General features: G+C 35.0%; 14 protein-coding genes. 12 read left to right on the forward strand and 2 right to left on the reverse strand.

Annotated features, from left to right (window positions below):
- Positions 1 to 54: 54 nt before the first annotated feature.
- Positions 55 to 486, forward strand: coding sequence for a DUF3597 domain-containing protein (locus tag GQ594_RS03505; protein ID WP_160400299.1), 432 nt, complete (start codon positions 55 to 57; stop codon positions 484 to 486).
- A gap of 58 nt (positions 487 to 544) precedes the next feature.
- Here the strand turns inward: GQ594_RS03505 and pth are convergent, their stop codons facing one another.
- Entirely contained in the window at positions 545 to 1132 is a 588-nt protein-coding gene (gene pth / locus GQ594_RS03510; protein WP_160411443.1) for an aminoacyl-tRNA hydrolase, read from the reverse strand.
- 75 nt (positions 1133 to 1207) lie between these two features.
- A complete protein-coding gene (locus tag GQ594_RS03515; protein WP_160400297.1) occupies positions 1208 to 2155 on the reverse strand; it encodes a ribose-phosphate pyrophosphokinase in 948 nt (315 codons plus the stop codon).
- A 263-nt stretch (positions 2156 to 2418) separates the two neighbouring features.
- Between GQ594_RS03515 and trmB the strand changes: the two genes are divergently transcribed.
- The 11 genes from trmB (at position 2419) to relA (ending at position 15408) form a co-directional block, all read left to right on the forward strand.
- Positions 2419 to 3120 (forward strand): tRNA (guanosine(46)-N7)-methyltransferase TrmB, encoded by a 702-nt coding sequence (gene trmB, locus GQ594_RS03520; protein WP_160400296.1) that lies wholly within the window; start codon positions 2419 to 2421, stop codon positions 3118 to 3120.
- Between the two features lie 31 nt (positions 3121 to 3151).
- Entirely contained in the window at positions 3152 to 3877 is a 726-nt protein-coding gene (gene nfsA / locus GQ594_RS03525) for an oxygen-insensitive NADPH nitroreductase (RefSeq protein ID WP_160411444.1), read from the forward strand.
- A complete protein-coding gene (locus tag GQ594_RS03530; RefSeq protein WP_160411445.1) occupies positions 3874 to 5037 on the forward strand; it encodes a histidine-type phosphatase in 1164 nt (387 codons plus the stop codon). Before nfsA ends, GQ594_RS03530 begins: the two co-directional genes overlap by 4 nt.
- A 446-nt stretch (positions 5038 to 5483) precedes the next feature.
- Positions 5484 to 6758 carry an MFS transporter gene (locus GQ594_RS03535; protein ID WP_160411446.1) on the forward strand — a complete coding sequence of 425 codons (1275 nt, stop codon included), beginning with the start codon at positions 5484 to 5486 and terminating at the stop codon, positions 6756 to 6758.
- 44 nt (positions 6759 to 6802) lie between these two features.
- Positions 6803 to 7819 carry a UDP-glucose 4-epimerase GalE gene (gene galE / locus GQ594_RS03540; RefSeq protein WP_160411447.1) on the forward strand — a complete coding sequence of 339 codons (1017 nt, stop codon included), beginning with the start codon at positions 6803 to 6805 and terminating at the stop codon, positions 7817 to 7819.
- Between the two features lie 45 nt (positions 7820 to 7864).
- Positions 7865 to 8914, forward strand: a complete 1050-nt coding sequence (gene galT, locus GQ594_RS03545; RefSeq protein WP_160411448.1) for a galactose-1-phosphate uridylyltransferase — start codon at positions 7865 to 7867, stop codon at positions 8912 to 8914.
- Positions 8915 to 10072, forward strand: coding sequence for a galactokinase (gene galK, locus GQ594_RS03550; RefSeq protein ID WP_160411449.1), 1158 nt, complete (start codon positions 8915 to 8917; stop codon positions 10070 to 10072).
- On the forward strand, positions 10063 to 11061 hold the full coding sequence (galM, locus tag GQ594_RS03555; protein ID WP_160411450.1) for a galactose-1-epimerase: 999 nt from the start codon (positions 10063 to 10065) through the stop codon (positions 11059 to 11061). Before galK ends, galM begins: the two co-directional genes overlap by 10 nt.
- 240 nt (positions 11062 to 11301) lie before the next feature.
- Entirely contained in the window at positions 11302 to 11790 is a 489-nt protein-coding gene (gene coaD, locus GQ594_RS03560; protein ID WP_160411451.1) for a pantetheine-phosphate adenylyltransferase, read from the forward strand.
- Positions 11791 to 11808: 18 nt separating this feature from the next.
- Complete coding sequence (gene rlmD, locus GQ594_RS03565; protein WP_160411452.1) at positions 11809 to 13146, forward strand: 23S rRNA (uracil(1939)-C(5))-methyltransferase RlmD; 1338 nt, start codon at positions 11809 to 11811, stop codon at positions 13144 to 13146.
- A gap of 3 nt (positions 13147 to 13149) precedes the next feature.
- On the forward strand, positions 13150 to 15408 hold the full coding sequence (gene relA, locus GQ594_RS03570; protein WP_160411453.1) for a GTP diphosphokinase: 2259 nt from the start codon (positions 13150 to 13152) through the stop codon (positions 15406 to 15408).
- The last annotated feature ends 35 nt before the right edge of the window (positions 15409 to 15443 follow it).

Below are 15443 nucleotides of genomic sequence, written 5' to 3' on the forward strand. Positions count from 1 at the left end.
GTATTAGTTTCTACATCGAAATAGTTCAACAATTAAAACAGTGGAGAGTGTAATATGGGTATTTTAAATAATATTTTTTCAAAAGTATTTCCTAGCGCTCAAGCAGCAGTAGGCCATGCCGTTGATACAGTGAAAGATAAAGTTGAAAATATAACCAACTCAGTCAAAGATACAGTATCAAATGGTTCAGAGCAAGTTAAAGAAAAGGTAGAACAAAGCTCATCTGCAGCTAATGTTGATGTGACATCTATTCTTGATGGTTTAGCTAAAAAACATCCTGAGGTTCTCAACTGGAAAACATCTATCGTCGATTTATTGAAATTACTAGGCATTGATAGTAGTTTAGATGCGCGTAAAAAATTGGCTCATGAGCTAAATTATACTGGTAGTACTGATGATACCGCAGCCATGAATACATGGTTAATCAAAGAAGTGATGAAAAAAATAGCTGAAAAAGGTGGTAATGTTACTCATCTATTTTCTTAATATTAAAAACTAAAAGTAGAATAATCCACCTGATTTTCGGGTGGATTTTTTATATAAACTACGCCTTAAAAGCATGTAACTGATTCATCGCAGCTTCAATACTTTGAGAAAACAAAACATTAATAGATCGCACTGATTCGTCAATAGCTTTATCAATTAATTCTTGCTCTGGTTTAGAAGGTTTATTAAGTACATAACCAACAACTTTATTTTTATCGCCAGGATGGCCAATGCCAATTCTTAATCGATAAAAATTCAAATTATTGCCCAATTTATTGGCAATATCTTTTAGCCCATTATGTCCACCATGACTACCACCGAATTTAAACTTGGCTATACCAGGATTAAGATCTAACTCATCATGAACAACTAATATTTCTTCTGGTTTAATTTGGTAAAATGTAGCCATTGCCTGCACAGCTTTGCCACTTAAATTCATGAAGGTAGTTGGAACTAACAACCGCACATCATGGGCTAAAATACTAACTCTTGATGTATAACCAAAAAACTTAGGCTCATTTTTTAATGGTTGATTATAACGTTCAGCCAATTGTTCAACAAACCATGCACCTGCATTATGTCTTGTTGCAGCATATTCATTTCCTGGATTGGCAAGGCCTACAATAAGTTTTATCGTTGTTGTCATAATAATATGTTTATTGTTAAAGATTTTATTGCAAAAAAGCCCCTAAAAGGGGCATTTAAATCAATAATAAATAGATTATTGGTGAAACATTGCCGAAATTGATTCTTCGTTACTAATTCGACGAATAGCTTCAGCAAGCATGCCTGATAGCGTTAATTGACGCACATTTTTTAATGCTTTTACTTCCGGCGTTAATGGAATAGTGTCACAAACAACAATTTCATCAATAGAACAGTTTTTAATGTTACTAACTGCTTTACCTGAAAAAATTGGATGCGTTGCGTAGGCAAATACTCTTTTTGCTCCACGAGCTTTTAAAGCATCAGCGGCTTTACAAAGCGTTCCTGCTGTATCGATCATATCATCAACTAAAATACAATCTCTATCAGCAACATCTCCAATGATATTCATTACTTCTGCTTCATTAGCACGCTGACGACGTTTATCAATAATCGCCATATCTGTGTCATTAAGAAGTTTGGCTATCGCTCGAGCACGTACTACACCACCAATATCAGGAGAGACTACAATTGGTCTTTCAAAATCACGCTGTAACATATCTTCTAAGATCACAGGACTTGCAAATACATTATCCACAGGAACATCAAAAAAGCCCTGAATTTGTTCAGCATGGAGATCAACGGTTAATACCCTATCAACACCAACTGTTGATAAAAAGTCAGCAACAACCTTAGCAGTAATAGGCACACGAGCAGAACGAACTCGACGATCTTGTCTTGCATAACCAAAATAAGGAATAACGGCAGTAATACGACCAGCAGATGCACGGCGCATCGCATCGATCATTACAAGCAATTCCATCAAATTATCGTTAGTCGGAGCACAGGTTGATTGAATAATAAAAACATCTTCACCACGGACATTTTCATTGATTTGGACATTAACTTCACCATCACTAAAACGGCTTACGACAATGTCGCCAAGAGAGGTATAAAGACGATTAGCTATACGTTTTGCTAGCTCTGGTGTGGCATTGCCAGCAAAAAGCTTCATATCAGGCACGAGAAATCCTCAAGCATGTTATCATGATTACTTATAAGTAATCGGTTAAATCGGGGTGACAATTATATAATCATTTACAGATTATGCTCAACAACATTATAGAAATTTATTAAAAATATTTTACATGTATCACAATAATAAATAGAAAATAAACAGATAATATGTTTTTTTGAAGTGGCACAAAAATCGGGTAAACTACTATTCATTATTAGCTATAGTAAACAATTAATTTCACAGATTATTAAACATAAACAGATAACACAATGAACGAACAATTAAAAACTAATGACCCAAATACCAACCCTAAAAGAACCATTCGTAGTTTTGTTTTAAGGCAAGGTCGTTTAACCAAAGGACAAGAGCAAGCATTAATCAATTTATGGCCTATATTTGGTATTGAATATAATGCAAATTCTCCTATTACTTTTGACACTAACACACCAGCAGTGCTAGAAATCGGTTTTGGTATGGGAGCTTCGCTAATTGAAATGGCAAAAAATGCACCTAATAAAAATTTTTTAGGCATTGAAGTACACAAACCAGGGGTTGGCGCTTGTTTAATGGCAATTGAAGAAAACCAATTATCAAACTTAAAAGTAATGTGTCATGATGCAGTGGAAGTATTAGAAAACATGATTCCTAATCATTCACTAGATAAAGTACAAATCTTTTTCCCTGATCCTTGGCATAAGGCAAGACATAACAAGCGTAGAATTATTCAGCCAAAATTTGTGCAATTAATTTACAAAAAATTAAAATTGGGCGGCGTTTTACATCTTGCAACAGATTGGCAACATTACGCAGAACATATGTTAGAGGTTTTAACCCAAGCTGAAGGATTTGAAAATTTATCACCAACGGGAGATTACATACCAAGACCTGATGATAGACCGATTACGAAATTTGAAAAACGAGGGCAAAATCTAGGTCATGGCGTATGGGATTTACAATTTATAAAAAAATAATGGATAAATAACAATCCATTAAGGAGCCATTATGCAAAATGAAATAATTGATTTGATTTGTCGCCACCGTTCTATTCGAGCTTATAAATCAACCCCGTTAACACAGGTACAAATAGAATCTATTATTCAAGCCGCACAATCGGCTTCTAGTTCCAATTTTTTACAATGCACGACAATTATTCGTATTACCGATACAAGTATACGAAAACAACTTGCTCACTATGCAGGCGATCAAAGCTACATAAATCAAGCCCCCGAATTTTGGGTATTTTGTGCTGATTTTAACAGACATTATCAGATTGAACCTAGCATACCACTTGAAAAAGCAGAACAACTTTTAGTCGGTTGTATTGATACAGCAATTATGGCACAAAATACGGTAATTGCAGCGGAATCTTTAGGTTTAGGTACTGTATATATAGGTGGATTACGCAATAATATCGATAAAGTAACTGAATTACTAACGCTACCTAAATATGTTATTCCACTTTTTGGGCTTTGCATTGGTTATCCAGATCAAAATCCTGAAATAAAACCACGATTGCCAAAAGAACTCGTCTTTTTTGAAAATAATTATCAACCGATTAATCATGCGCTACTTGCACAATATGATACTCAAATGAATACTTATTATCAGCAACGCAGTACTCATCCCAAAGCTGGTGGTTGGAGTGATAAAATCGCTCATACCATTATTAAAGGCCAGCGCAGTTTTATTTTAGATTATCTACATAAACAAGGTTGGATCAAAAAATGATAAATAGGCACTACCAATTAGATAAAGTGGTTATATTAAGTCGTCATGGTATTCGCACACCGTTACAAAATACACTTGAGTTTCTTGAACAAGCGACACCTTTTAAATGGCCTAAATGGCGACATCCTTATGGTTATTTAACAACCCGAGGGGGTGCTTTAGAAGTCTATTTTGGACACTATTTATCACAATGGCTTGAAACTCATAATATTAAACCATCGCTAACTACCCCAAAAATATTTGTTTATGCTAATAGCCTACAACGAACTGTCGCAACCGCACAATTTATTATCGCTGGTGCTTATGCAGGTTATGATATAGCAATTAACCACAAATACCCAATCGAAAAGATGGATCCTATTTTTGATCCCAGCCTAAGGGATGATTCACCAGAACTAAAACAAGCGGTATTACATGACATTGAACAAACCAATCAAGCAGAGTCCATTTTTAAAAATTTAGCACCCGCTTATGAAATTTTATCAGATATTTTAGATTATCGACATTCAACGTTATATGCTAAACACCAATGCCCATTAGCTGATATTCCGCTTAAGCTTTATATGGAAAAAAATGAAGAGCCGGCATTACTTGGCGCACTAGCGATAGGCGCATCAGCAGTTGATGCCTTTTTATTACAATATTATTCAGCATTTCCTAAAGAACATATTGCATGGGGTAGAATAAATGACTTAGCCCAGTGGCAACAAATTGTTCAGCTTCGTAATCAATATGTTAATTTGATATGCCACACTAAAACACTGGCAAAACATTCAGCTACCCCCATCATCAATACTATAGACAGTCTTATGCAACAAGATAATACAGTGAACTTACTTGTAGGGCACGATAGCACAATTGCATCATTGCTAGGGGCATTAGAGTTTGAAACTTATCAACTACCAAAACAATTTGAAAGCACACCAATTGGTGGAAAAGTCGCTTTACAACGTTTTCGACACTTATCTACTGGAGAATACTTTTTTAAGGCTGAATATATTTATCAAAGCTTTGAACAACTCCATAACGGACACGTTCTTGATGTTGATAATCCACCAGAACATTATCAACTTCAACTAAAAAATTCGGCTATCAATAGTGATGGTTATCATAATTGGTCAGATTTTGAAAAACGAATAAAATCTTTCAAAACAAACTAGTTAACATTTAGATTATTTGATTTCGCCTGAAATTAACAACCTAATAATAAATCAAACTAAGGTTATATTATCAAATAATTTTTGTGTTTCAGTATAAAATAAGCAATAAATGTAATCGATTTCAAAAAGCAGTGTTTTATTGGCTTAAACTCATTATAACTAATCATTCCAAATACTCTTTTAATAAAAAACTTATTAATTAGTAATTTTATCTATCATAAAAATATGTGGTTATACTAAAAAAACATACTTTCTGTAAATTTTTTTTACACAGCAACATAGCGCTTTTCAATGTAAACGATTTCATAAATGTTATCTAGATCACTTTTTATAACATTTTTTAATGTTATTATTACTTTCATAAATAACTGACCTGTCCAAAAAAAGTGTAGACGATTTCTAAGTGGTTGCGTTAATCATTTAAAACCTAGCAAAGGAAGTTCATCATGAATCAAAAAATAAAGTTATCGCTAAGTAATAAGAATTATTGGGTATTTAGTATCTACTTCTTTCTTTACTTTTTTATTATGGGCGCATATTTTCCATTTTTTCCTGTTTGGCTAAAAATGAATGGTTTAAATGAAGCAAATACTGGGTATGTTTTTTCATTTATTTCATTATTTGCACTTTTTTTCCAACCTTTATTTGGGTTAATTTCTGATAAACTAGGATTAAAAAAACACCTTCTTTGGATAATCACACTACTTCTTGTGTTATTTGGCCCATTTTTCATTTTCATTTTAGGTCCTTTACTTCAATTTAATGTCACTTTAGGCGCCATTGCTGGTGGATTTTATCTTGGTATGGTGTTTAGTGGAGGAGCACCAGCTATTGAAGCTTTGGTTGAAAAAATAAGTAGACGTAGTGATTTCGAATTTGGTCGTTGCCGTATGTTTGGTTGTTTGGGATGGGCAATTTGTGCTTCATTTGTTGGAATTATGATTTCTAAAGATGTCAATACTGTTTATTGGCTATGTTCTGGATTTGCATTGATTCTTCTATTTCTAGTTAAAATTGCCGATCCCGCCAAAACGTCAACAACCGAAGTTGTTGATAAAATGGGATTAAATAAACCTGAACCATTTAATCTAAAACTTGCTATTAATTTACTTAAAATGCGTAAAACTTGGTTCTTTATGCTTTACATAGTTGGGGTTGCTTGTACTTATGATGTATTTGATCAACAGTTTGCTAACTTTTTTACCTCATTTTTTTCTAGCGAACAAGTGGGTCGAGAAGCATTCGGGTATGTCACAACGCTTGGTGAATTTTTAAATGCAACAGTAATGTTTTTTGCACCATTAATTGTAATGAAGATAGGTAGTAAAAATACCTTACTTGTTGCTGGTGCCATTATGTCTATTCGTATCACTGGTTCAGCATTTGCAAGTACTGCTGTTGAAGTTGTTATATTAAAAACGTTACATATGTTTGAAGCACCACTACTACTTGTTGGCGCATTTAAATATATTACGACACACTTCCCTATTCGTTTATCAGCAACTGTTTACTTAATTGCATTTTGTTTTGCAAAACAGTTATCGATTATGTTTATGTCCATATTTGCAGGTCTAATGTATGTTAAAATAGGTTTTGAAGGAGCATATCTAGTTCTTGGTTTTATCGCATTTAGTTTTACGCTGATTTCTTCCTTCACATTATCGGGCCGTGGACCATGGGATCTATGGAAACATAACAACAGTGAAAAATCTGACAATTGACAGAAAATTACATCACTATTATTTTAAAAAAACAAAGGTTTATCATGAAAATATTAGTAACGGGAGGCTGTGGATATATAGGTAGTCACACCTGTGTCCAATTAATTCAATCAGGTTATACACCAATTGTGATTGATAATTTATTTAATAGCAAAGCATCAGTATTAGATAGAATACAAAAAATTACAGGAAAAAAAGTTGAATTCTACCAAGGTGATGTTTGTGATGCGCAATTATTGGCAAAGATCTTTGCTGAACATAGCATTAGCGCAGTTATTCACTTTGCAGGACTTAAAGCAGTCGGAGAATCAGTACATAAACCACTTGAATATTATGAAAATAATGTTTACGGCAGTATTGTACTAATGAAAGCAATGCGCAATGCAGGCGTTAAACAGTTAGTATTTAGCTCATCAGCAACAGTTTACGGTGAGATTGCGCCAGTACCTTATGTTGAAACGTTACCGCAAGGTTTACCAACTAGCCCATATGGTAAAAGTAAGTTAATGGTTGAACAATGCATTATGGATTTAGCGATTGCTGAACCTGATTGGTCATTAACTTTACTTCGTTATTTTAATCCCGTTGGGGCTCATCCTAGTGGTTTAATGGGCGAAGACCCACTTGGTATTCCCAATAATCTTATGCCATATATCACACAAGTTGCTGTTGGCAAACGTGAATCATTAGCCGTTTTTGGTAATGACTATCCAACAACAGATGGAACTTGTGTTCGTGATTTTATCCATGTTGTTGATTTGGCTGATGGACATATTGCCGCACTCAAAGCCGATCATAACCAACATGGTGTACATATTTACAATTTAGGTTCAGGTGTTGGTTACAGTGTATTACAAGTTATCACCGCTTTTGAAAAAGCATCAGGAAAACCACTCAATTGGCACTTTGCGCCAAGACGTGCAGGGGATTTACCCGCTTTTTGGGCTGATGCAAAAAAAGCTGAACAAAAATTGGGTTGGAAAACCAAACTAACACTAGATGATATGGTAAAAGACTCATGGAATTGGCAATCAAATAACCCTCAAGGTTATCCTGATTAAATGATATAAATCAATAAATTCAGCAAAATCAAAAAAGAGGTAAAAATGGCTAATTTTGACCCTGTTGATCATCCTCATCGACGTTATAACCCATTAACAGGCCAATGGGTATTAGTTTCGCCACACCGTGCGAAACGACCTTGGCAAGGTCAACAAGAAACGTTAAACGAAGAACAAAAACCAAGTTACGATCCAAACTGTTTTTTGTGCCCAAGTAATCGACGTGTAACAGGTGATATCAATCCCAATTACACGGGAACGTTTGTTTTTACCAATGATTTTGCTGCATTAATGGAAGATACGCCAAAATCGCCACAACACCAAGACCCGCTGTTTCAGATGCAAAGCGCAAAAGGAACGAGTCGGGTTATCTGTTTTTCCCCCGATCACAGTAAAACACTACCTGAACTTAATTTACTCGCTATTGAAGGAGTCATTAAGACTTGGATCGAGCAACTACAAGAACTTAGCCAACGCTACCCTTGGATACAAATATTTGAAAACAAAGGCTCGGCGATGGGCTGCTCTAACCCTCACCCCCATGGGCAAATTTGGGCTAATAGTTTTTTACCAAATGAAATTACGCGTGAAGATCTAAACATGCGGAATTATTTTGAAAAATACCATCGCAATTTATTGGTTGATTATGCCCAAAAAGAACTCATTAATCGTGACCGCATCGTTGTAGAAACTAAGTATTGGCTTGCCGTTGTTCCTTTTTGGGCAATTTGGCCATTTGAAACCTTATTATTACCTAAAATTCATATTCCACGCTTAAACCTATTAACCAATGAACAACAAAAAGATTTAGCGGTCGCATTAAAAAAGTTAACAAGCCGTTATGATAATTTATTTCATTGCTCTTTTCCTTATTCAATGGGATGGCATGGAGCACCCTTTATGGAAAATAAAGTTGACTATTGGCAATTACATGCACATTTTTATCCCCCTTTACTTCGCTCAGCAACAGTAAAAAAATTTATGGTCGGTTATGAAATGTTAGCTGAGGTGCAAAGAGACTTAACACCAGAACAAGCAGCTGAAAAACTACGCAACGTCAGTGATGTGCATTATAAAGATAAAAAGGATGAATAAATGAAAGCATTAATCAATAAAACTAAGCAAGCTTTTGAAAATGAATTTGGCTATCAACCTGATACTATTATACAAGCACCTGGGCGAGTTAATCTAATAGGTGAACATACCGATTATAATGATGGATTTGTATTACCTTGTGCTATTGATTATCAAACAGTAATCAGTTGTCACAGACGTTCAGATAATGTAATTCGTATTATTTCTATTGATTATAATAACGAACAAGATGAATTTTCTTTAGATTCACCTATTGAAAAACACCCCAAATATCAATGGGCAAACTATGTCCGTGGCGTAATAAAACACCTTAAAAAATACGCTAATAATATTCATGGTGTTGATTTAGCAATTAGTGGCAATATACCTCAAGGGGCTGGATTAAGCTCATCAGCATCACTTGAAGTTGCTGTAGCGAAGATGTTTCAGATTTTATATGATTTACCATTAGATGGCACTCAGTTAGCATTGATCGGTCAAGAAGCTGAAAACCAATTTGTTGGTTGCAATTGCGGTATTATGGATCAACTGATATCCGCCCTTGGGAAAGCACAACATGCATTGCTAATTGATTGCCGCTCATTAGAAGTTAAACCCGTTTCAATTCCTAAAAATTTTGCAGTTGTGATTATTAACTCTAATATCAAACGCGGATTAGTTGATAGCGAATATAATACACGACGCAAACAATGCGAGGCAGCAGCTAAAGTGCTTGGCGTAAAAGCACTGCGTGATGCATCGTTAGATGATTTAAAACAAATTGAAAGTACGCTCGATCCAATTGTTTATAAACGTGCTCGCCATGTGATAACTGAAAACGAACGGACAACAAAAGCAGCTCAAGCGCTAGTTAATGGTGACTACACATTATTATCAAATCTAATGGCTCAAAGCCACAATTCCATGCGCGATGATTTCGAAATTACCGTACCTGCTATTGATTACCTTGTTGAAATTATCCACAATGTTATTGGTGAACAAGGTGGTGTACGTATGACAGGGGGAGGCTTTGGTGGTTGTGTGGTCGCTTTAGTGTCGAAAGATAAAATTGACGATGTTAAAGCTATAGTTAACCACAATTATGCTAAAAAATTTGGTATTAAAGAAGACTTCTATATCTGCCACCCAAGTGAAGGAGCTAACGTAATATGCCTATAGAAAAGATAATAACACTTTCAAACAAGCACGGTATGAAAATTAAACTATCAAACTGGGGAGCCACCTGGCTCTCTTGTATATTGCCTGTTAATGGACTAAATCGTGAAGTATTACTTGGTTGCCAAACCTTAGAACAATATAAAAAGCAAAGTGCTTATTTAGGTGCTACAATTGGTCGATATGCTAACCGTATTGCCAATGCGACAATTGATATTGGCGATAGACACTATCCACTTGTGGCGAATCAAGGTGTGAATCAATTACATGGAGGCAAGTTAGGTTTTGATAAACAATTATGGCACATCCAATCTCAATCTGACCAACAAATTATATTTACTTTAACGTCACCTGATGGCGATCAAGGTTTCCCTGGAAAACTTAATGTTCAAGCAATATATAAATTGACAGATGACAATGAAGTCGTTATAAAATTTAAAGCAACAACTAACAAAACAACACCAGTTAACTTAACCAATCATGCTTACTTTAATCTAGATGGAGAAACTAGCAAGGATATCCTTAATCATACCTTACAAGTTAATGCTAACTTATACCTACCTGTTGATAGCAATGGCATACCAAGTAATGATTTAGTTTGTGTCACCAAAAACAATATGGACTTACGCAAACCAAAACGAATATCTGACAGGTTATTGGTAAGTCTTGAGCGACAAATTACAGGTGGTTATGATCATGCTTATCTTTTGGATAAAAATCAACCAATAGCTGCTCAACTCATTTCATCTGATAAAAAAGTAATAATGAATATCACAACAACCAAATCATCTTTACAAGTGTATACTGGGAATTTTTTACAACATACACCGAATCGTCATAACGGTGAATATGATAATTTTGCAGGGATCGCATTAGAAACGCAATTTTTGCCTGATAGCCCTCATCACCCTAAATGGCCACAAGAAAGTTGTTGGTTGCAACCAAATCAGATTTATAGCCATCAAACAACCTATCAATTTATTGTCAAATAAAGGTTAAAATTGCCTAAAGAACAATAAATAAAAAATTCAATAAAATCAATACCTTTCCTGACGATTTTTTATGTATTCATTTTTCATACAATTGTTTTCACATAATTGTTTTCTTCATAAAAAATTGCAGGAAAGGAGACATTTAAAAACAAAACAATGCGGAATTTATAAGGTTGAACTAACATTCATTTATAAAATTAGGTATCATATAAAAATCAAACCTAATGGATAACATCACTCATGAAAAGTAAAGCTTTAACCGCAATATTTCCTGGCACGTTCGATCCCATCACGAATGGGCATATCGATCTTATTGCTCGTGCTTCGTTACTCTTTCCTCACTTGATTATTGCCGTTGCTGAAAATCCTAATAAAAATACACTTTTTACATTAGAAAAACGAGTTAACTTAGCTTCAACTGCTGTTGAACATTTACTTAACGTTGAAGTTATTGGTTTTAACAATTTAATGGCCAATTTTGCGTTGGCACACAATGCCACGGTTATCGTTCGTGGCGTACGCACCACAAATGACTTTGAATATGAACGACAACTGGCTGAAATGAATCGCGCGTTAAAATCAGATTTAGATACGATATTTTTAATGCCATCAATCGCAATGGGATTTATTTCATCAACAATAGTTAAGGATGTTGCTTACCATGGTGGTGACATTTCAAACTTAGTTCCTTTGCATGTACAAACAGAACTATTAAAGCGCTTAGCTTAACATAAATTTAAAACGTATATGGTTAATTTTTATACTCCACAGAAAAAGAAGCTCAAACCACAAAAATTGACAGTAACAGTCTCATCCTTAGATACCTTTGGACAGGGTGTTGCTAATCATAACGGTAAAACAATTTTTGTTAAATCAGCCTTACCTAATGAAACCGTTGATATTGATGTAACTGAAAATAAAAAAAATTATGCTAAAGCCAAAGTTATTAAATATCATAATTTAAGTAAAGACCGTGTTAAACCACAATGTGAATATTATCAAAAATGTGGTGGTTGTGAATTGCAACATATTTCGCCCCATTTGCAACAACAAGCAAAGTATGATGCATTAATCAAACTGTTACAAAAAGAAACAGGACAACCATTAACCCATATTACTCAAAATACCCCCCTCATTATTGCCGATCAGCCTTACCACTATCGTCGACGGGCGAGACTTTCGATCAATATTGTAAAAGGCGAATTGGTGATTGGGTTCCGTCAAGCTGAATCAAACCAAATAACCAATATTAAGCATTGTCCTGTATTAGTTGTTGAGTTAGATTTTTTGCTAGCACCCTTACAAAACGTACTAAACCGTATCAAACAGAAAAAAGCGCTTGGTCATATTGAATTAATTTCAGTCGATAGTGGCATAATTATCGTCTTAAGACACACCATGCCATTAACCGATCATGATAGCAATTTATTAAAACAATTCGCTGAAGATAACAATATTTCACTTTATTTTCATGGCAAAGATTTAGTGCATATTACAGGTAATACTGAACATTTTTATTTAATTAATAATCTAAAATTAACGTTTAGTCCTCTCGATTTTATTCAAGTAAATTGTAAAATAAATCAAAAAATGATTAATCAAGCGCTTGAGTGGCTAACGTTAAAGTCAACAGATCAAGTTTTAGATCTTTTTTGTGGTATGGGTAATTTTTCATTACCTATGGCAACATTATGTAAAACTGTAACGGGGGTTGAAGGCGTTGATGCACTGGTTGCAAAAGCGAAATTAAATATTCTATTAAATAATACAAAAATTTGTGCTGAAACCAATTTTTTAACTAGCAACTTAGATGATAACCAACAATTTTCAATATGGTGTCAATCACAATTTAATAAGGTATTATTAGATCCTGCAAGAGCAGGAGCGCTTAATGCAACAATAGAAATTGCAAAATTGGCCCCGACAAAAATTGTTTATATATCGTGTAATCCTGCAACTATTGCCCGAGATAGCAAACAGCTTATCCAAGCAGGATACCAAATAGAGCAAGTTGCAATTTTAGATATGTTTCCACAAACTAAGCACATTGAATCAATGTTGTTGTTAACGAAATCAGGAACATAAATTATGGTATCGATTAGAGGCGCACACCAACATAGCGAAGAACATTATCCACTTACCCAGTTTGATGTTGAACGATGGGCAAAACAAGAATTATTACTAACTAACCCCGCATCTTATACAAAATTTAGAGAAGTCTGGGACTTCTGTTTTGAAAGTAGCGCAGGTGAAGCAGAGCAAGTCTATTGTTTCCAAAATTCAATAGAAATGGTTGAGATATTAACGACACTTAATATGGACATCAATAGCTTATGTGCGGCTTTATTACTTCCTTTTGTTGATAGTAAAATAATTCGCCGAGAAGATATTCCTGAAGATTTCGACCGTGAAATTTCTCATATCATTTCTAGCATTGTCAGAATGAAAGAAATCCGTCAACTCCGCGCAATTCGTAACGGCAGTGCAACCACTGAACAAATTGATAGTATTCGCCGCATGTTATTGGCAATGGCAAATGACTTCCGCAGTGTTATTATAAAATTGGCTGAACGTATTACCTATTTGCGCAATTTAATCAATGCACCGCAAGAAGAACAGGTGCTAGCAGCTAAAGAGTGTTTTAACATCTATGCACCTTTAGCCAATCGCTTAGGTATAGGGCAATTAAAATGGGAGCTAGAGGATTTTTGCTTCCGCTATTTACACCCTAATGAATATCACTTTATTGCTAAAAAATTACAAGAAAAGCGATTAGATCGTGAACTATATATCAACCAATTTGTTCGCCATTTACAGAATCTAATGAATCAAGATCACGTTCGTGCCGAAGTTTATGGTCGCCCTAAACATATTTACAGTATATGGCGAAAAATGGAACGTAAACACCTTAAGTTCGAAGAACTCTATGATATTCGAGCAGTACGTATTATCAGCGATAGTATTGAAGATTGTTATAATGCATTAGGTATTGTGCACAGTCATTATAAACATATCGCTAAAGAATTTGATGATTATGTTGCTAACCCTAAACCGAATGGTTATCAATCGATCCATACGGTTGTTTATGGTCCGCAAGATAAAACAATCGAAATTCAAATCCGTACTGAACAAATGCACAATGATGCTGAACTAGGCGTTGCCGCTCATTGGAAGTATAAAGAAGGCAGTACTGACAAAATGACCGCCTATGATCAGCGAATCTCTTGGCTGCGTAAATTATTAACATGGCAACAAGAAATGTCAGAAAGTGGCGAAATCCAAGAAGCTGTCCGTAGTCAAATTTTTGATGACCGAGTCTATGTATTTACGCCTAAAGGTGATGTAGTTGACTTACCAGCCGGTTCAACACCGCTTGATTTTGCTTACCATATCCACAGCGATGTTGGACACCGTTGTATTGGTGCGAAAGTAAGTGGACGAATTGTACCATTTACCTACCGTTTAAAAATGGGTGATCAAATCGAAGTTATTACCCAAAAACAGCCCAACCCAAGCCGTGATTGGTTAAATCCTAACACAGGATTTGTAAACAGTAGCCGAGCCAGAGCTAAAATTCAAACTTGGTTTAAAAAACAAGATCGACATAAAAATATCGCCGCCGGTCAACAAATTTTAGAGCATGAGCTTGAACCATTAAATATTAGTATAAAAAGTGTTGAAAAGGTCTTAATCAACAAATATAACGCGCATTCGTTTGACGAAGTACTTGCGGGTATTGGTAGTGGTGATGTAAGAATTAATCAATTAATTAACTTCATCAATGCACAATTTAATAAACCCACAGCAGAAGAAGCTGACGAAGCAGTATTAAAACAAATTGCTCAAAAATCAAACACACAAACTAAAAACACCAATAAAACTAATAATAAAAAAGGAAGTGAAATTATTATTGAGGGTGTGGGCAATTTAATGTACACCATTGCAAACTGCTGTCGCCCTATTCCTGGTGATCCCATCGCTGGATTTGTTACCCAAGGACGAGGGATCTCAATTCATCGCGCTGATTGTGAACAGTTACAAGAGCTTAAAAATCATGCTCCTGAGCGTATTACCCATGCCGTTTGGAGTGATAACACCCTTTCAAGCTACACCATGGTAGTACAAATTATTGCAAACGATCGAAGTGGTTTATTACGAGATATCACAACAATTTTAGCTAATGAAAAGGTAAATGTTCTAGGACTAATTAGTCGCTCAGATACGAAACAACAACTAGCAACAATCGATGTTGATATGGAAATATTTGACCAAGACTCGTTAAATCGAGTACTCAATAAAATCAAACAACTGCCAGATGTTGTTGAAGCAAAACGTTTTCAAGGCTAATAAAAAATCGCCACTTTTATAAAATTAGTGGCGAT

Source organism: Gilliamella sp. Pra-s52, assembly GCF_009795805.1.
Lineage (GTDB): Bacteria > Pseudomonadota > Gammaproteobacteria > Enterobacterales > Orbaceae > Gilliamella.